Genomic DNA, 18,982 nt, shown 5'->3' on the forward strand with positions numbered 1-18,982 from the left:
TAGTTCATCATAGGCGGCATTCGTGGCAGGTTTCTTAATGTAAGCATTTACTCCCTTTTCATAGGCTGCGGTTACCTGATCAGGGTGATCGCTGGCATTGTGCTGTTTGAAATCACTTAACTGACAGGAATCAGTCTGTGTCCTGTTTTAACTCAGTCCAATCCTCCTGAATCCAGCCGATCTTCGCGCATTAATTATCACAATACTTTCACGGCTTATCATGGAGGAAGTAGCCGCTTCAAGCCCCGTATCACTTGCGCGGAAGATCGCTTATTTTTCAATGGAATTTGCCTATGTGCAATCGCTCAAAACCTATTCGGGTGGGCTAGGTTTCCTGGCAGGTTCACACATGCGAAGTGCCTATACCCTGCAACAACCCATTGTGGCAGTAGGTATTCTTTGGAAATACGGCTATTATGATCAGGTGCGTAAAGCCGATCAGACGATGGATATCTTATTCATGGAAAAGCACTATAGCTTTCTCCAGCCAACGAATCTAAAATTTCAGATTCAGATTAATCACACATCTGTCTGGGTCACGGCATTGTTCTTACCCCCTACCGTTTTCGATACAATACCAACGTATTTCCTGACCACTGATTTACCGGAAAATGATTATCTGTCGCAAACTATCTGCCATAAACTCTACGATCAAAATCCAGAAACCCGTATTGCATCAAGCATTCTGCTGGGGATCGGTGGGGCTAAACTCCTTGAGCAACTGCGCATCTTCCCCGACGTGTACCATATGAACGAGAGCCATCCCCTACCATTAGGATTTTATTTATATCATCAGCTGGGAAGCCTTTTGGCAGTTCAGGAGCGGCTTGTATTCACAACCCATACCCCTGAAGAAGCTGGAAATCCGCGATCGGATATTCGCCTGCTGGATCGGATGGGCTTTTTTGACTATCTGCCACTAGACGAAGTTCGTCAGATTACCGGAATCAGGGATGACCTGTTTAACTGGGCTTTAGGTGCTTTAAGGCTGGCCGGAAGAGCCAATGCGGTCTCCCAAAAACATAGGCAGGTAAGTGAGTTGATGTGGGGAAACTATTCAGCTATTGCCCCTCTGATTTCTATTACAAACGCTCAGAATCTGGCCTTCTGGGGTAACCCGGCACTGAATATTGCAGCAACCAGTAACGACGATGCAACGTTGAAATCCAGCAAGCGCGCTAGTAAACACGCCTTGTTCGACCTGGTCGCTAATCAAACAGGTGATCTTTTCAATCCAGATGTCTTTACTCTGGTCTGGGCCCGCCGATTTGCGGGCTATAAACGGGCCGATCTTCTGCTGACAGATCCAGCTCGATTTGATCGGCTACTAACCAATACACGATATCCGGTGCAAATCATCTGGGCGGGGAAGCCCTATCCATTCGATTATACCAGCATTGGTACATTTGATCGACTGGTTCATGTTTCCAAACACTATGCCAATTGTGCTGTATTAATTGGGTATGAATTGTATCTTTCCAAGCTCCTTAAACAGGGTGCCGATCTATGGTTGAACACTCCCCGGCTAACCCGCGAAGCCTCGGGCACCAGCGGTATGACGGCGGCTATGAACGGAGCCATTAACTGCTCAACCAACGACGGCTGGATGCCTGAATTTGCCCGCAATGGGATCAACAGTTTCGTATTGCCCGAAGCTGACCTGAACTGGCCCGTGCATGAACAAGATGCGTTCGACGCCGATAACCTGTATACGCTTCTGGAGTCGGTGATTGTACCCATGTATTATGAAAAGCCAGAGCAGTGGACGCGTATCATGAAATCCAGTATACACGATGTAGTGCCCTACTTTGACTCGAACCGAATGGCCACGGAATATTATGAAAAACTGTATTCTCTGCCACAAGACGTTCCTAGTCATCTCGAAACTGTCACTCCATAACTGGGTGGTGAAGTTGTTGAATTATTATACGCTTGTAGCAGTGGGTTTTGGCTTCAAAGAGGAATACCTCTCCTTCATTCCCCTGGGAACAGCGTAAGCTTCGGATTTGAATTGATAGCTATTAAAACGTACAGTCCCAATGATACTTTTCTTCTTCTAAATAATCGCTAAAACGTGCTTTAACTGGTCAAATTCGACCTATGTTGTACTAACAGATAGCATTTTACATGATAAGTGAAAGTTTAAAAATCGTCCAACACAACCTCCGATTTAAGATTGATGTCTCGGCACCAATCATTTAATACGGGTGTTTCGCCAGATCAGACCGCTCAAGCAGACCTGCGTAAAATCCGCCACCTGGATGTTTGGGCTGAACTAAAGGTCAAAAGATTTTAAAACTTCCCCGCTATAGTATGACAGAGAGCTAATTTACTCCGTTCGCAGGCTTTTGACCGGGTTCTTCAAAGCGGCTCGAATGCTTTGCAGGCTCACGGTTACCAGCGCGATGGCAAGACTCAGTAGACCAACCAGCACAAATACTCCTCCTCCAATTTGAACGTGGTACGCAAACTTATCCAGCCAGCCATTCATAATATACCAGACGGGATACACTGCCAGTACCAGCGAAATAAGGACTAAACCGATAAACTCCCTGTTTAGCAACACAAAAACGCTGGTTACGGATGCCCCGAGCACTTTCCGAACGCCAATCTCTTTAGTTCTTCGTTCAACCGAAAACGACGCCAACCCAAACAAGCCTAAACAGGATATAAAGATCGCGATAACGGAAAACCAGTTAGCTAGTGTGCCGATCTGCAACTCGCTTTGGTATACACGTTCGTATTCCTGATCGACAAATTGAAAGCTGAACGGGGCACCTGGTCGTAAGGATTGATATGTTGCCGCTAATTGCCGCAAGGTGTTGGCCTGATTCTGGTCATCCAGCCGAGCGAAGAAGTAGCTGAATTTTTTGGTATCGTAAAGTATCACGGTGGGTTCAATCGGCTGATGAATAGAGGCAATATGAAAATCTTTCGCTACGCCAATAACCTGATAGTCTTTGTTATTTACTCTGATCATCTGTTTCAGTGGTTGTCGGAATTTCATCCGGCGCACAGCCGCTTCGTTGATGATCACACCGACACTATCTGTACTAAACTGTGGAGAAAAACCTCGCCCGGATTGAAGCGGCACCTTCAGCGTTGGCAGTAAATCATGATCGCCATTGATGACGACAAACATGGTTTTCTCGGGCGTTTCCTGACCTCGCCATTCCACATAATTCCGCCCGAAGGTTCCCTGAAAACTTGAGCTGGAGCTCGAAATAGCCGCCACCCCCGGAACGCTGCTCAGCATTGTTTTGGCGTGTTTATAGGGTTCAGGCTCTGTTAGGCCTTTGGCGTCGAACCGAATCAGATTTTGCTTCTGATAGCCTAAACTACGGTTTCGGATAAAATCAATCTGTTGATAAACCACGCCGGTTCCCACCAGAAGCATACTGGCAGCGGTAAACTGAACAACGACCAGGGCTTTTCGCAGCCAAACTACGCTAACAGCCGATCTTTCCCGCAATCCGTTCAGCACCCGAACGGGCTGAAAAGCCGACAGGACGAAAGCTGGATATAAACCTGCCAATAAACTCGTTCCCCAGAGCACGCCAACATAACCCATCCAATAAATCGGATTAGTCCAATCGATGGAGATACGTTTCTGAAGCAGTCCATTGAATAAGGGTAGCCCTACCAGAATTAATCCCAAAGCGACCAAGCCAGCTAAACTGGTAAGCAACAACGATTCGCTTAGAAATTGGCCGATGAGCGACCATTTACCCGCTCCAACGGCTTTCCGAACTCCAACTTCCTTCGCTCGCCCGGTGGCCCGCGCGGTTGACAGGTTCATAAAGTTGATGGCGGCAATCAACAGCACAAAAATCGCAACGAGTCCGAATAAACGGACATACGTAATGCGCCCACCACCTGCATACTGGCCGTTTTCGAAATTACTCCGTAAATACAGGTCATCCAGTTTATACGAGAAATAAGCCCAGCCGGTTAACCAGTCTGGCATGTGCCGTTGCGTCATGGTTTTTAGCTGCGCCTGAAGTTTTCCGGGATCGGTTTTGGAATCAATCACCGCAAAGACATTGGCTTTAATTTCCAACCAGGAACCAGCGCCCGCAGGCGTCGGCATAGGTCGTAAATAGTCAAACTGTAAGGTGGAATTGCTGGGAATATCAGCCAGAACACCCACTATTTTACAGTCGGTCGTTTGGTCGATCCGGATTATTTTTCCAACTGGATTATCTGTACCAAAATATTTCTCGGCTAAATGTCGGGTAATCACTAACGAATTAGGGGCCAGAAGCGCTGTGGCTGGATTCCCCTGTAGAAGTGGAAAGTTGAAGACTCGCAAGAAAGCCGAATCGGCTACAATTCCCTTTTCCTCGCTGGTTATCTCGTTATAGCTAAATATGGCTTTTTGCTCCCATGAACAGGTGGTTTGTTTGACCCCTGGAATCTCTCGCTGCATGGCGTCGGCAACGGGAGTGGCGACCCATCCATAGGTCTGGGTCTGTGATTCCGAGGTGATGTTGAGCATCACTTTAACGATCTGTCCATGATTGGAATGAAAGCGATCATAGCCAAGTTCATCGTTGATCCACAATAAGAGGAGCAACGTAGTGGCTAAACCCACGGCCAGACCAACGATGTTCAGGCTACTATACAGCCGTTGTTTTCGTAGAATCCGCCAAGCCATTTTGACATAACTCTGTACCATAAGCGAGCCAGCTTAGAGTGCCCTGAAAAATTGGGAATAACTAAAAGTCTTCAAATATAACTAATAAATACGTTATATAACTAATAAATTAGTTTAAATTAATCCACTTGCAATCCACCTTCGACAAGTATAAGTTGCAGATTTAAGTCATCCCTTATGACTCAGCAGCTTTCCCGCTGGCAAGCCACTACCCTTCAAGGTTTTTGATTCACAGGACAATGGCGATTTGCTGAAAATTTATCGAGCCACCTGTCAGGACGGTCAACAGTGTTCACTCAACCCCACTTGCGCACCCAAGAGTCAATGCCGACAGATTATTCGGACTACGGTGGCGGTAGGTCGTGAATCTGGACCATAGTAAGCGACTGGTCAAGGGCGAAGGCAAGTACCTGATTTTGACCACGGGAGCCAACATTCCTGTATACCGGCAGCATAAGGATCGCTTATTGGAGCAGTTTGGCTGGGTATAATCCCGAGTGCCATTTAGCCGAAATGGCTACTTGATGCGGCTCAGGCATTTAAAAAGATAGCCAATCCACTTTGACTCACTAGCAGCGTTCCTGAGCTTGCACCCTCCACTCATATTGCTTGAATTTATAATCTGGCAGCCCCTATTTGTTTCCTAAAGGAGAAATCATAATAAAGAATGATACTGAAACCTATTTCGATTAATCCTCCTGTGAGCGTCGTGATCATCGCCTGGGCGTTAGAGGTATATAAGCCATAAGCTGACAAGCCTAAGACACCGCCTAATAGCCAGTATAGCTTGTTCCCATACAGTGTATGAAACGTTAAGTACCGGCCTCCGATGATCATCAACATGCTTTGAAAGAACCAGGCCGGCCGTACCAAGGCAAGTCCATAAGCGACAGGGATACTCATCCGCATAAAAATTGTACCCTCTAGCGCCAGACTAGCCAACGGGTTGTCTTTGTTGATCGGAACCTTCACCCCTAGTAGTTTATTGACCAGTGTGCCGATGGGGTGGATAAGGGCTCCACCGACAAGCAGTGCCCAAATCGCATGTTTGGTCGAAAAAAGGGAGATGACAACGGCCGTTGTTATCCATACGAGTCCGGAGACGAGAACACCCGTAGCGCCATTTAGGTAAGCACTTCTCATGTCTGTTTGTGCTGCTTTTACCGAATCGATTTGGTCAGGATGTTCCATCTATAAAAGTTTGTTCAGGATTTAGCTGGCCGAAAGTAACTACGATCCTGTCTCTGCTAGAAACAAACCGGCTAATAGGTAAATGGAGGGGATAAAAGGAATTTCAGTTGCTTAGCTCCACAAAGCCGTCTAACTAAGAGACTGCCAGCACTAGCTTAAGCGGCAAGAAGATTGTCACCTGGGTATATTCCTCTTCCACCGAATCGATTCGCATCTGACCCTGAAGATTCACTTCCACCACTTCTTTACTCAAATATAAGCTCAAGCCTGTGCCTTTTGCCGTAGCCTTGGTGGTAAAAAAGGGACTAAACAGTTGTTTTTGTTCGTGTGCGCTTATGCCTAGTCCGTTGTCCCGTACCTGAATCTGTACCTGATCCTCGAACACTTGTGTACTCACCTCCAGTTGAGGGTCAAACCCCGTTATATGGTGGCATTTTTCCAATAAGGTATAACACGAATTATCAACCAGCCTATCCAGCACATCACCAAATTCAACAGGCAATAAGTTAACTGGTAGCGGTTGAGGAGCTAGCTTTAGGTCCAGTTTGATCGGTACGGTGGGCGCATAGGTATCCTGGGCTTTTTGGAAGGAAATTTCAATATGCTGGGTCAGGTAAGTATTTATGTCCGTAAGGACGTAGCTTGACGAGCGCTCTTTGAGCAACTGCTGCATATCCTGTAAGATGCGGGCGGTGCTGTTACCATGCGTATGAATCTTGGTTAAATTCTGCTCTAACATCCCCGCGGTATCGTCCAGTTCTTGCTGCTCGTCAACGGAAAACGTTGTTTGGTGTTTCCGGATCACTGCTTGCATTTCCTCAAGCAGTTCCTTAGCCATCAGCGAAAAGTTATTAATGTAGTTGAGAGGATTGAGAATCCGGTCAACAATGCCTTTGGTGAGCTTGCCCATGGTAGCCATTTTTTCGGCTTGCAGGAGTTGCGTCTGGGTACTTTTCAAGTCAGCCAGCGATTGCTTCAACTGGGCCGTGCGGAGGGTCACTTGTTGTTCAAGGGTTTCATTCTGATTGGTTAGAAGTTGCTGCTTTTCCTTTTCCTGAACCCGCGTCAGGGCGGAAAGTTGCTCTACCTGCTTCAACTTTTTAGCCAGTGAGCGGTTGGTTTTGGCAAATTCGCTGGCCAGAAATAAGGTCATACTGAGGGGTAAACTGAGCGTACCCAGATTGAAGAATACTTGGGCTAATATGAATTTTATATGGCCACTTACCGACAACAAGGGAAGGATCATTGCAGCCGTGACCAACAGCACAAAACCGCTGGCACCAATCGTTAAAATCCAATATTCTTTTCCTCGATTCCGAGCGGCCAGCAACAGCCGTCGGGTTGATGCGATATCGGTTAGGATCAGCGCTAAAAAAGTAGCCAGGTCGGTAGGCATAGCCACTTGCAGGGTGAATAAGACAAGATAAACACTAAAACCAAAAAGGGCTGTATAAAAGACAATACCGATTCGTTTATTAAACAGGGTATAGACGGCGCCTAAAAAGAAAAGGTGCGCCCCAAAGATAAAGACCCACTGGGCGATAGCACTGGCCATCCGGTAGGATACACTATGGAGGTACTGATAGTGTATGGGTTGATTCAAATAAATTGCAGCAACACAAAAGCAGAACAAGCCAAACCAAAAATTCGCTTTGTGGGGCGGATACAAGCAGTAAAATAGCAAATGCAGCAGCGCAAGAATCAAAAACAGCCCCACTTTGAAATAGTCTAAAAACATTAGATCAAAGTTACCGATACTGTCAAATCGGTTTTGGTTCCGTTGGTCTGCCTGGTAAAGCCGAATCAGCAGGAATGGATTGGGCCGATCGAAGAATTTTAAATAACGTATACCTGGCTGGAGGGCAAAGCGTATGGCCAGCACCTGTTGAGCCTGATGCCCCAGGAGAAAATGAATCGTTTGTCCTAATGTCTGGTTAGCACCCGACGGATTATACGCCTTCACCTGAGTCGGGTCTGTGCTGACCTGGCCAAAGCCGCCAATAAGTTTTCCATTTAAGTATAGCTCGGAGGCTACCTGCTGTTCAATCAGCATACTGATTACTTTGCCAAGTAACGCCGAATCCAGCCGCATATGTAGTCGCAGCCAGCCCATCTGTATTGGCTGCGTTTTGAGTAACTCGGCAATGTCCTGACTAGGGTCAATTGCTTGCCAGTTCCGATCATCGGCATCCGGATTTGCCCACTTCGGGTTGTCTCCTTCGTGCCATCGCCAGTCCTGGTTGAGCGTGATGCCCTGGACGGGTAGTGAGTCCACGGTAAAAATAGGCCTGGAGCGGGCAGGAAGCTTAGCCTGGGCAAAGGCTGGGCCAGCGGTCAGGCAGAAAATTAGGCAAAGCCATAAAAGTCGAATCATGGGAAGGCAACAGGTGGAAAATTAAAGCCAATCTAGTGAAATGAATGATAACCAGCTACCTATAACTAGTTATAGGTTCACTAAAAACCATTCAGGGCGTCCATGATGAAGTGTCATTGGCTAATCATTCAAAAATAGGATAGAGCGGACTGCTAGACTACCAGAAACTGCTGATGGGTTCTTTTTTCACGATAGTAGGTATGATTGTGTTAGTAGCTGACAGCACTCGGCTTGTGGATACTTAGTTAAAAAGAGCCCGAATGCGTTGTCTTCCCTCCTAGTGGGTCTTTTCATCGCTTAAAGAGTAAACTTTCCCGGAGTAGGTTAGGCAAGCTTTTCGTGAACGTTTTCAGGCTTGTATAGTATGGATTGAGTCAGGCATATGACCAACATTGTAATTCTCTGTTGAAGCGTTTTGTAAACGGTCATAAGTTTGGTTGAAATTGTACTAAAGCAATAATTTAGGCAGGACCAAATCCTAGTTAAATCAAGCCTAGAAGTAAAACTGCCCAGTACAGACCTAAACTTAGTAAATCTTACTTGGCGTAATTCCGAACTTATTTTTGAAGGCCCGACCAAAATAATTTGGGTCGTTGAAACCTACTTCAAAAGCCGCTTCGGTCACGCTTGTACCGCTTTCGAGTAACTCACGCGCTAACATCAGGCGATAATCGTTCAGGTATTCCTTTGTACTCAGACCCGTTAGTGTTTTTAGTTTCATATGCAGTTGCGACCGGCTGCATTTCATCTGCTGCGCCAGTTCGTCGGCCGTTACGTCTTTATTTTTATACTGCTGATTGATCAGTGAAGCGAACCGCAGCACAAACTCCTGATCTTTATTGTGCCGAGGCAGTGTGCTTATCAAGGAGCCCGCCAGACTGCCCGTCAACTTAGTTTTTAACAAGGATACCGTTTTCAGTTGATTTGTAATCATTAAATCCATCTCTTTCAGGCTGAAAGGTTTGCTTATGTATCCTTCAGCCCCACTATTAAGGCCTTCAATAATCGTTTTATCTTCCTCGTTTTCCAGTAGTAGAATAATCGGTATGTGTTGCGTTTGTGGATTGCTCTTTAGAACCAGACAGATGCTTTTATACTCTTTATCGAGCATATTGCTGTCACAGAGAATAATTTCAGGCAGCCTGCTTTCGGCCTTCTTGAGCGCTTCGTTAAACGTAGTCGCCACACTAATACGGTACGTTTCTCCATAATGGCGTTTCAGAAACTGTGCCAGTTCTTTAGAGCGTTCAATAATTAGCAGATTTGGTTTATCATTCAGTAACGAATCGTCAACCGGGGAACTAACTAATTCCCCATCCCACAGCAGATTTACTTCCGACGAATCGACAATATGCCTACTTATCGAGTGTTCAATTTTGGGGTTCGTTATTGCCTTGCTTACTGGCGTTTTTCGTATGGGGATATATAGTGAAAGTCGGCCCCAGTCCTTCATGTCAGAAAAAATTACGCGCCCCGAAAGCATTTTCAACAGACTGAATGTTAACAATATACCTATACTGAGCGAATTATTCTGCGCAAAAATCTCTTCTGAATTTCCAGCATATTGATAACTGGTTTCTAGGCTTTTCAACAGGCCTGGTTGGCCATTGAATGTGAAGGTGAGTTGCAGTTCCGCCGTTGCCTGATCCGAAGTCTTAGTAATCTCAACATCAAAATTCAGTTCGTCTCCTTCGGCCAGTTGGTCAATCAGGTAAAAGTATACATTACCAATTATCATTTCCAGCTTTCCGGCATCAAACGACGCCATCAGATAAGGGGGAGAAAAGGTAAGTCTCTTGTAAATCTGCCTGGCCCGAAGCAGGGGATCGAATCCCTTCAATGTTTCTTTAATGAAGGCAATGACATCGGCATCAACAAGGTGGATTTTTTGAATTTCGTGACCTGTCTTCCGAAGTTCGGTAATCTGATCAATCAGTGCCTGTAACCGCCGGGCGTTGTTCTTGATGATACTATAATTCGTCGCTGAATCGGCGCGCCAGGCCTGGTTGTTTTGAATCAATTCGTCAATCTCCGCAATAATCAGGGTAATCGGTGTTTTGAATTCGTTGGAAAGGAACGTAAAGAAATTCAGTTTCTGCTGGTTCAGCTCTCTGCTTTTTTCGCGTTCGACCCGTTCCATCTGCACGGCCATTTTCTGGCGGTTCAGATACGTAATGACCCGCCGATACAGAACCAGCAAACCAATGCCGAACAACCCATAAAATAGATAGGCGAAGGTCGTTCGCCAGAAAGGTGGTTTCACATCAAGCTGAAGCGTACGCTCCTTTGGCGACAAATCGCCGTTTGATTGATACGACCGAACGTGGAACGTGTAAGTTCCGGGTGATAGATTCGTGTACGTTTGCGAGTTAACGGTAGTTTTCGGACCCCAGGTTTCTTCAAATCCTTCGAGGTAATACGTATAATAATTGGTCTGCTTCGAAAAATAATTGATGGCTACAAAATCGAACGTAATGACATTCTGCTCGTAATTAAAAACTAGTTCTTTTGTTTCATCAAGACGCTTTGTCAGCATCAATTCGCCGTCGGCCCTGACTTCCTTATTAAAGAGTTTAAGATCGGTAAAATAAACTGGAGGATCAAAAACCCGTTTCGCAATGCTGTCTGGATTGAAATAACAAAGTCCGTCTACGCTCCCAAAATACAGATTACCCTGATGGTCTTTCAGGGCAGATTTAAAATTGAACTGGGTAGCCTCAAGTCCATTACTTCCGTCGAAAACCCGATGGGTGTTCTTTTTGGTATTAAATGAAAGCAGCCCGCTGTTGGTCGAAAACCAGTACGTACCATTGTCATCTTCCAGTGTTTCATACACCGTCTGATTAGACAGGTAAGCTTGTACTGGATGATTGATAAATTTTTTTTGCCTGTAACTCCACTGACTCGCCCCCCCATTCAGGCTACCGAACCATATATTATGGCCTGAATCTTCATAAACGCTCATAATTTGATTACTCCGCAAAACAGGCGTATTACTGACGTCATAATGAGTTAATTGGTCGAGTTTAGGGTCGTACAGGTACACACCTGAGTACGACGTAGCAATCCAAATTCGTCCCGACGTATCGCCAAGCAGATCGACAACAAAGCGGGTTCCCAGCTCCTGAGGTTTGAAGAGTCGAAAGGTACCCGTTTTCTCATCCAGAATATTCAGACCCCGAGTTGTACCCACCCAAAGTTGACCGGTTCGGTCGCGGTGGAGTGCATTGACGTAATTACTTGTCAGCGAGGTCGGATCATCCGGATTGTGCAGAAATACTTTCTTTTTTCCCGTTACCGGATCGATACGGTTTAGCCCACCCAGAAACGTACCAACCCAGGCCGCTCCTGACTTATCGATCAAAATAGCGTGTATGTTATTGTCGCTCAGACCGTTCGCCCGGTTATGATATGTATACTTGCCAGTAATCCGGTCTTGAATACTGATGCCTCCATCTTCAGTGCCAACCCAAAGACGGTCTTGCCCATCAATGGCAAGCTGACTAATGGCCTTTCCCGCAATGGTTTGCCCGTCGGTGGCTGGAAAAAGATGCTCGAATGAAATGCCGATGGGTTTCGTATAGTTGACCCCACCAAAATACGTACCCAGCCAAACGATCCCATCCCGACTCACGAAGCTCGAATAAACAGCCCGGTCAGTCAGGCCATAGGGAGAGGCCGTAAACGATTTATCATAGCTACGTGCAGTTTGGCGTTGGCTGTCAACCATAATAATCCCCGCTTCACTACCAATCCAGACATTTCCGGCCAAATCTTCGACAACGGTACGGATTATCCGTACTTGCCCACGTACAAGCCGCCCAAACCACTCTAACGGTCTGAAGATCATGGCCGTTTCATCTAATTGCAGCAGATCGTTTTCCGTACTCAGCCAGATAGCTCCCCGGCGATCTTTGAAAAGCTTATGGTTGCGCAGCGTATGTGATTTCCGATGATTTTCCCCATCAATGGGGAGTGTAATTATGGTTTCGCCAGCTGAATTGATGATGCATGGCGTATTATTATGCAAAATCAGAAAAGAACCTTTTCGGAACTCACAAATATCGTGAACGAGCTTCCCTGGCAGAATTTGTCGTACTGATCCACGCTCGGATAAAATATAGATTCCATCTGGACTGCCTATCCATAAGTCGCCTGTCGATACACGCTGGATACCCAATACGTTCACTGATTTTTTTCCCAGCGATACCGGTACAAATTCATCCTTATCGAAAAGATACCGAAACAAGCCAGCCGCAGTTCCTACCCAGAGTGCATGCCCAACGGTATAAAGGCAGTTGACTCTGGCCCCTTCAGCACTGGGGTCAGAATCAGTTAGCGGGTAATTTTTAAGGCGTTGGCTATCATAGCGGCTAATTCCTGCACGCGTTCCGAACCAGATGAAGCCCTTATGGTCCTGCTTGATACTAAAAACACTATTGTGCGACAACCCATGTTCAGATGTGAGCGCATTAAAATAAAAGTTCTGAGCCTCACTTGTGCTGACAATAGAAAGTAACAAACTAACAATCAACAAAATAAGATTCACAAAATGTATCCTAAGGCGGCATTTTCGTTGCATTATCATAAAACCAGCTATATGTATTTGTATCCGCACAATCATTCAAAACTGGATATAAGGGGGTAAAATCTGCACAATTGTCCTGGTTATTTGATCAAAAGTCAAGATTGAGGTAAACTCTACTTCTTAAAATTGCAAAATCATTCCTTTGAATTATGCCAAGCTTTAGGCAGCCTGGCAAATTCCTCCTTAATCCTTTAACCAAAAATCATTCTATGAAGAACAACTACAGGTTGAGGCCAATCAAGCTGGTTGGAATTCTGCTATTTCTTCTGATTGGGAGGCATACGCAAGCCCAGCAACGTACGCTCTCAGGGAAAATCCTTGCGGAAAACGGAGGGCCACTGCCAGGGGCTACTGTTGTGCTGAAAGGCACATCGACGGGTACGTCAGCCAACGCCGATGGGCTGTATTCTCTCCCGATTCCAACTGAACAGACAAGCAGTACGTTGGTTGTCTCGTTCATTGGTTACCTAACGAAAGAAGTGCCGTTTGGCAATCAAACTACCATCGACGTAACGATCGTCCCGGATTCCAAAGGCTTGCAGGAGGTTATTGTTGTCGGTTACGGCACGCAGAAAAAAGAATCGATAACCGGAGCCATCTCGGCTGTTACGTCCCGCGACGTGGGTCGGGTTCACGCTTCTACCGTAACGGGAACGTTGGCCGGTAAAATTCCAGGTGTACAGTTCCGGCAACCCGACGGCCGACCCGGTGCTGCGGCAACTATTCAAATCCGGAATATGGGTGGTAACCCACTGTTTATCATCGACGGTGTGCCGAAAGACAAAACGCAGTTCGATAACCTCTCTCCCAATGATGTCGAAACGATCACGGTACTGAAAGATGCCTCCGCTTCTATCTATGGTTCGCGGGCAGCTAACGGCGTTATTATCGTAACGACCAAGCGCGGAACAGTTGGCCAGAAAAGTACGATCAATCTGGATGCGTACTACGGTTTCCAGAACTGGACGCGCTTCCCGACGGTCGTGAACGCTTACGACTGGAATCTGGGAAAAGCAGAAGCCGAGGTGAATCGCAATGGGACGACGGCCATCACCCAGGCTGAATTAGACAAGTATAAAGCAGGGACGGAATACGGTTACCAGAGTTTCGACTGGTATAATTTCATTATTCAACCGAACTCGCCCCAGTCGAACATAAACCTCAGTGCCAGCGGAGGCTCAGAACGTATTAACTACTACATCTCCGCTACGCGGCTGGATCAGAATTCGGTGATGGGCCGCGAGTTTTTCTTTAACCGCACCAATATTCAGTCGAACATTGACGCCCGAATTTCAGACCGTATCAAAGTGGGACTAACCATTGCCGGGCGGCAGGAAACGCGCGAAAATCCGGGTGTGCCGGGTGGTGATGACTACGTAGCACCCAAGTTGGCCATCCTACGCAATCGCCCTACCGAACGCCCCTACGCCAATGATAATCCTGATTATATCAACACCATCAGCAACCCGGCTTCGAACTGGGGCTATCTGAACTACACGCGATCAGGCTTTCTCAAAGAAGTGTATAGCTCCATTACCCCCCAGGCCACAGCCGAATACCAAACCCCTATCAAAGGTCTAAGTATCAAGGGCCTGTATTCCTATATGTTCCGCGATGCCCAGCGCGAAGTATTCGAGTACACCTATGATACGTATACCTACAATCCAACGACTCAGCAATACAATCGGACGGGTGGTAGTCAGAACCCCTATCGGCAACGGGTGGTGAACAAAATTGACGAAAACGTTGGGCAGATCCAGTTACTCTACTCCAATACGTTTGGGAAGCACTCCATTAACGCCATCGCCCTAACCGAGCGACTGAAGAAGCGTATCCGAAACGTAGAGGCCCGCACTGTGCCCAAAACCAATTCGCTACCCGTCATGCAATTCGCTGATATTGTGGCGTATAACGACGTCGACTCTACGCAGGCAAGGGTAGGCTACATTGGTCGGATAAACTATGGCTATGCCGATAAATATTTCGTGGAAATAGCCGCCCGGCGTGATGCCTCTTGGAAATTCTCCCCTTCGAAACGCTGGGGTACATTCCCGTCGGTCTCACTGGCCTGGCGCATTACCGAGGAACCTTTCTTCAAAGCCTGGACCAATAACGGCGCTTTCCTGAGCGAGCTTAAACTGAGAGCATCCTACGGGCAGCTTGGTGACGACAACATTCGGCCCAACAACGTCGAACTCGATCCGTTCGCCTATAATCCTGGCTACAATTACAACACGGGTATAGGCATTATGTCGGGCACGACAACCGTAGCGGCTCGTGATCGGGGGATTGCTTTCGATCGGCTTTCGTGGCTGACGGCCAAAGTGACCGACATTGGGCTGGATTTTTCGCTGCTGAATAATAAGATCACGGGTACGCTCGATTATTTCCGGCGGGTTCGCGATGGATTACCCGCCGTAAAAAGCGACGTGTTTGTGCCCAGCGAATTGGGATACGCGTTGCCACAGGAAAACTTAGAGAGCGATGCCGTTACCGGTGGTGAAGGTTCGCTGACGTATAACGGTAACGTGCGGGGCATTCGCTTCACCATTGGCGCAAACCTGTCGTTTGCCCGCAATCGGTTCCTGACTCCTTATAATCCACTTTTCGGTAATTCATTGCTTGAGTACCGCGATTCGCGAACAGATCGGTGGAGCAACATTTTCTGGGGATACGAAGTGGTCGGGCAGTTTCAGTCGCAGGATGAAATCAACGACTACGCGGTCAATAACGACGGGCAAGGAAACCGGACCATGATTCCGGGCGATTTGATCTACCGCGACCAGAACAATGACGGGGTCATCAATACCCGCGATGAACGACCCATCGGCTACGGCATAAACAACACACCGATTTTATCGGGTGGTCTGAACTTCACGCTGCAATACAAAGGATTTGATTTTGCTATGGATTTTTCCGGGGGCAGGATGATGGCGATTAACCGTATCAATGAACAGCGAAACGCTTACCAGACTACGGGTAACGTACCGCATTTGCTCTTTGATGACCGCTGGCGCCGGGCTGACCCGCTCAATCCGGACAGTCCGTGGATTGCCGGTAGCCAAATTCCGCTTCGCTATAACGATACCGGACATAGCAACATCAATAAGAATTCGACCTGGTGGCTGCTCAACATCTCTTATCTCCGCAACCGGACAATGGAACTCGGCTATACGTTGCCAGTCCTGCTGACCCAAAAAGTGAAGATTCAGAAGGCGCGCGTGTTTGTGAACACCTACAACCTATTCTCCATCGACAACACTCGGCCTTATGGTATCGACCCCGAAGTACAGGATGAAAACGGGCTGCAATACCCGCAGACCAAGCTACTCAATTTTGGCCTGAACCTGAGCTTCTAAACCGACACAACCATGAAAAAATACATTCTATCGTTCGCCATCCTGTTTTCGTTAACGACCGGCTGCAAGGACGACTCTGAATTTCTGAATATCAAGTCTACAAGTATTCTGCTGGTCGATGAGGTCTATAGCGACCCCCGGCTGGTGCTATCGGCGGTAACGGACCTGTACAACCGTATTCCTGATTTTCAGGAGCCCGGCACAGGTACAATTAGCATTTATGCGGTCCTTGATGAAGCTTTCTCGTCTGGTGACTACCCGCGGCATCAGACTAGGGAATACGATTATGTCTTTCCGGGCATAAATAATCCTGAAGTAACGTATTGGGATTATGGCTACATCCGAGAGATTAATCTGTTCATCGAGCGGGTCAATGCCGCAACCAAACTAAGCGCGGCTGATAAAGCCCGATTTGTGGCCGAAGGTCGATTCCTGCGGGCCAATGTCTATTTTGAGTTAGTCAGGCGCCTGGGCGGAGTACCGCTCATTACCGAATCGCTCACCTACGATTACAGTGGCAATGCGGCTTATCTCCGTAAACCCCGCGCCAAAGAATCGGAGATTTATGACTACGTTATCAGCGAACTTGAAGCGATCAAGTCTATTCTGCCCAAAACGCCCAACGAGAAATCGCGTGCTACCTATGGACTGGCTCTGGCCGCTAAATCACGGGCAGCGCTCTACGCCGGTTCTATCGCCAAATATGGTGTCAATACGCCGACTGTTACGTTACCTGATGGCGAAGTGGGCATTCCGGTAGCTAAAGCAACTGGGTATTACCAGACAGCACTGGATGCCGCTCAGGAATTGATTAACTCCGGGCAGTATTCGCTTTATCAGAAAGCGCCAGACCTCTCCACCAATTTCGCCAATATTTTCCTGGACAAGGCGAACAACCCTGAGGTGATTTTTGTGGAGGATTACAAACTGCAAAGTGGTAAGGTTCACTCGTTTGCATTAGATAATCAGCCACGCGCTGTTACGGAAGAAGGCGAACGTGGAGGCAGGTTGAATCCTTCGCTTAACCTTGTGCAGTCGTTCGAGAAGTTAGATAATACGTTCGCGCCATTGCCGATAAATAAAGGCGCGGCTACTGACTATATCTACTACGACAAACCCGAAGATCTCTTCGCCGGACGCGATGCGCGGCTTCGGGGAACGGTGCTGGTGCCGGGAGACCTTTTCAAAAACCGCTCCATCGACATCTTTGCCGGACTGATTTTAGGCAACGGCAGCATCTTGTCGGGCGATCAACTGGGCCAACTCAAGATGGTTAACGGTGCGTCGGTGCAGGTAGTAGGTTTATCAGGGCCTATTGAAGGATACGATGGCTCAGCGCAGAGTGGATTTTATATGCGGAAATTCAACGACCCCGTTACTGGTTCAGGGCAGATTGGTACGATGAGTGAGGTCTGGAATGTGCGCTATCGCTACGCTGAAGTGCTGCTTAATGCCGCCGAAGCGGCCTTTGAACTAGGTCAGACTGCGTTAGCTGCCGGGTATATGAAACAGGTGCGCGACCGGGCAGGACTCACGAAAGCGTTAACTCCTTCTGAAATCACGTTCGACCGGATTGTTCACGAACGCAAAGTGGAGCTATCTTTTGAAAATCACATTTTGTGGGATATGAAGCGGTGGCGGCTTGCTCACGTCGTATGGGATGGCAGCAACTCCGACCTGACTACATTACCGGGTAAGGCCACCGAGCCGAGCACACGGGTATATAGTTTGTGGCCGTACAAAATCTACGATCCCGGCGGACCCAACCATAATAAATGGGTGTACCGCAAAGTACTGTCGGGTCGGGTAACGCAAAGCCATATTTTCCGGCTGGGCAACTATTATGCGCGCATCAACGATGGGATCATCAACAACAATCCGTTGATTCTCAGAAACCCTAACCAATAAGCGCATGAGTGAAAGAGCGAATGAGCGAAAACCTGCCGGGTCATTTTGCTCTGCTTCAGAAACACTCTTTCACTCATTAACTCTTTCACTCTTTAAAAAGATGAAGACATACCTTTTATTAATTGGAACCCTCCTCAGCCTGACCGGGTGTGAACTGGATAATTTCGAACCGCCCAAATCCACCTTCGAGGGACGGCTTGTTTATAAAGGTGAGCCTCTGCTCATGCAAAGTTCGAACGTAGCGTTCACGAACAACTCCGATTTCCCGGTTTTCCTGGAACTCTGGCAGAAGGCCTACAACAACCGCAGTTCCATCCGGATTCCAATCAAGCAGGACGGTACGTTCTCGTCGCTACTTTTCGATGGAGAATACAAACTGATTGTTCCCAACGGACAAGGCCCTTTTCTTTGGAAAAAAACGGCAGCTAATACGCCTGATAGTTTGAATGTTACCGTTCAGGGAAGTCAGAAGTTAGACATCGAAGTAATTCCGTATTACATGCTTCGAAACCCCAAAATTGCGATCAATGGTCGGAAAATATCGGGCAGTGTTTCGCTGGAAAAAGTAATTACTGATGCCACGAACGGTAAGGCCGTCGAACGTGTATCTTTATACGTCAACAAAACGCAGTTCGTCGATGCAGGTAATAGTCTGAACAAAGCAGATTTAGCGGGGGCCGATATTAAGGATATGGCCAATGTAAGCCTGATTACGGGTGACATGCCCGCTCTGGTTCCTGCGCAGGCTTACGTATACGCACGTATTGGGCTAAAAATCTCAGGCGTGGAAGACATGATTTATACGCCCGTGCAGAAAATCAATTTATAGGTTGGTGGTTGTTTACTAAGCCGCAGAGGTTCGCCCGACGAATGTATCGTCAGCAAGTATAAGTGGCGAACCTTTG

The 18,982-nt window shown here is 47.3% G+C and carries 9 protein-coding genes; 5 read left to right on the plus strand and 4 right to left on the minus strand.

Features of this window, described 5'->3' with window-relative positions; translation table 11 throughout:
• The first annotated feature begins 220 nt into the window (after positions 1-220).
• Positions 221-1,900 (plus strand): alpha-glucan family phosphorylase, encoded by a 1,680-nt coding sequence (gene glgP, locus G8759_RS22235; RefSeq protein ID WP_167212624.1) that lies wholly within the window; start codon positions 221-223, stop codon positions 1,898-1,900.
• Between the two features lie 429 nt (positions 1,901-2,329).
• Here the strand turns inward: glgP and G8759_RS22240 are convergent, their stop codons facing one another.
• Positions 2,330-4,678, minus strand: a complete 2,349-nt coding sequence (locus G8759_RS22240; RefSeq protein WP_167212627.1) for an ABC transporter permease — start codon at positions 4,676-4,678, stop codon at positions 2,330-2,332.
• A gap of 341 nt (positions 4,679-5,019) precedes the next feature.
• Here G8759_RS22240 and G8759_RS36200 point away from each other — a divergent pair, with 341 nt between their 5' ends.
• On the plus strand, positions 5,020-5,148 hold the full coding sequence (locus tag G8759_RS36200; protein ID WP_262890616.1) for a hypothetical protein: 129 nt from the start codon (positions 5,020-5,022) through the stop codon (positions 5,146-5,148).
• A gap of 124 nt (positions 5,149-5,272) precedes the next feature.
• Here the strand turns inward: G8759_RS36200 and G8759_RS22250 are convergent, their stop codons facing one another.
• From G8759_RS22250 to G8759_RS22260, 3 genes are all read right to left on the minus strand, one after another.
• Positions 5,273-5,848 (minus strand): DUF7010 family protein, encoded by a 576-nt coding sequence (locus tag G8759_RS22250; RefSeq protein WP_197933042.1) that lies wholly within the window; start codon positions 5,846-5,848, stop codon positions 5,273-5,275.
• Positions 5,849-5,981: 133 nt separating this feature from the next.
• Complete coding sequence (locus G8759_RS22255) at positions 5,982-8,222, minus strand: sensor histidine kinase (protein ID WP_167212631.1); 2,241 nt, start codon at positions 8,220-8,222, stop codon at positions 5,982-5,984.
• 526 nt (positions 8,223-8,748) lie between these two features.
• Entirely contained in the window at positions 8,749-12,771 is a 4,023-nt protein-coding gene (locus G8759_RS22260; protein ID WP_167212633.1) for a hybrid sensor histidine kinase/response regulator transcription factor, read from the minus strand.
• A 248-nt stretch (positions 12,772-13,019) separates the two neighbouring features.
• Here G8759_RS22260 and G8759_RS22265 point away from each other — a divergent pair, with 248 nt between their 5' ends.
• From G8759_RS22265 to G8759_RS22275, 3 genes are all read left to right on the plus strand, one after another.
• Positions 13,020-16,169: a SusC/RagA family TonB-linked outer membrane protein gene (locus G8759_RS22265; RefSeq protein WP_167212636.1), complete on the plus strand. Its 3,150-nt coding sequence runs from the start codon at positions 13,020-13,022 to the stop codon at positions 16,167-16,169.
• A 12-nt stretch (positions 16,170-16,181) separates the two neighbouring features.
• Positions 16,182-18,077 carry a RagB/SusD family nutrient uptake outer membrane protein gene (locus G8759_RS22270; protein ID WP_167212638.1) on the plus strand — a complete coding sequence of 632 codons (1,896 nt, stop codon included), beginning with the start codon at positions 16,182-16,184 and terminating at the stop codon, positions 18,075-18,077.
• A 100-nt stretch (positions 18,078-18,177) separates the two neighbouring features.
• Positions 18,178-18,906, plus strand: coding sequence for a DUF3823 domain-containing protein (locus G8759_RS22275; protein ID WP_167212641.1), 729 nt, complete (start codon positions 18,178-18,180; stop codon positions 18,904-18,906).
• Positions 18,907-18,982: the final 76 nt, after the last annotated feature.

It is taken from the genome of Spirosoma aureum, from assembly GCF_011604685.1.
GTDB classification, from domain to species: domain Bacteria; phylum Bacteroidota; class Bacteroidia; order Cytophagales; family Spirosomataceae; genus Spirosoma; species Spirosoma aureum.

Bases quoted from the DNA above. Each gene is read 5' to 3' on its own strand.
- G8759_RS22270 (WP_167212638.1), top strand. From the start codon at position 16,182: ATGAAAAAATACATTCTATCGTTCGCCATCCTGTTTTCGTTAACGACC.
- G8759_RS22255 (WP_167212631.1), bottom strand. From the start codon at position 8,222: ATGATTCGACTTTTATGGCTTTGCCTAATTTTCTGCCTGACCGCTGGC.
- G8759_RS22250 (WP_197933042.1), bottom strand. From the start codon at position 5,848: ATGGAACATCCTGACCAAATCGATTCGGTAAAAGCAGCACAAACAGAC.
- G8759_RS22275 (WP_167212641.1), top strand. From the start codon at position 18,178: ATGAAGACATACCTTTTATTAATTGGAACCCTCCTCAGCCTGACCGGG.
- glgP (WP_167212624.1), top strand. From the start codon at position 221: ATGGAGGAAGTAGCCGCTTCAAGCCCCGTATCACTTGCGCGGAAGATC.
- G8759_RS22265 (WP_167212636.1), top strand. From the start codon at position 13,020: ATGAAGAACAACTACAGGTTGAGGCCAATCAAGCTGGTTGGAATTCTG.
- G8759_RS22240 (WP_167212627.1), bottom strand. From the start codon at position 4,678: ATGGTACAGAGTTATGTCAAAATGGCTTGGCGGATTCTACGAAAACAA.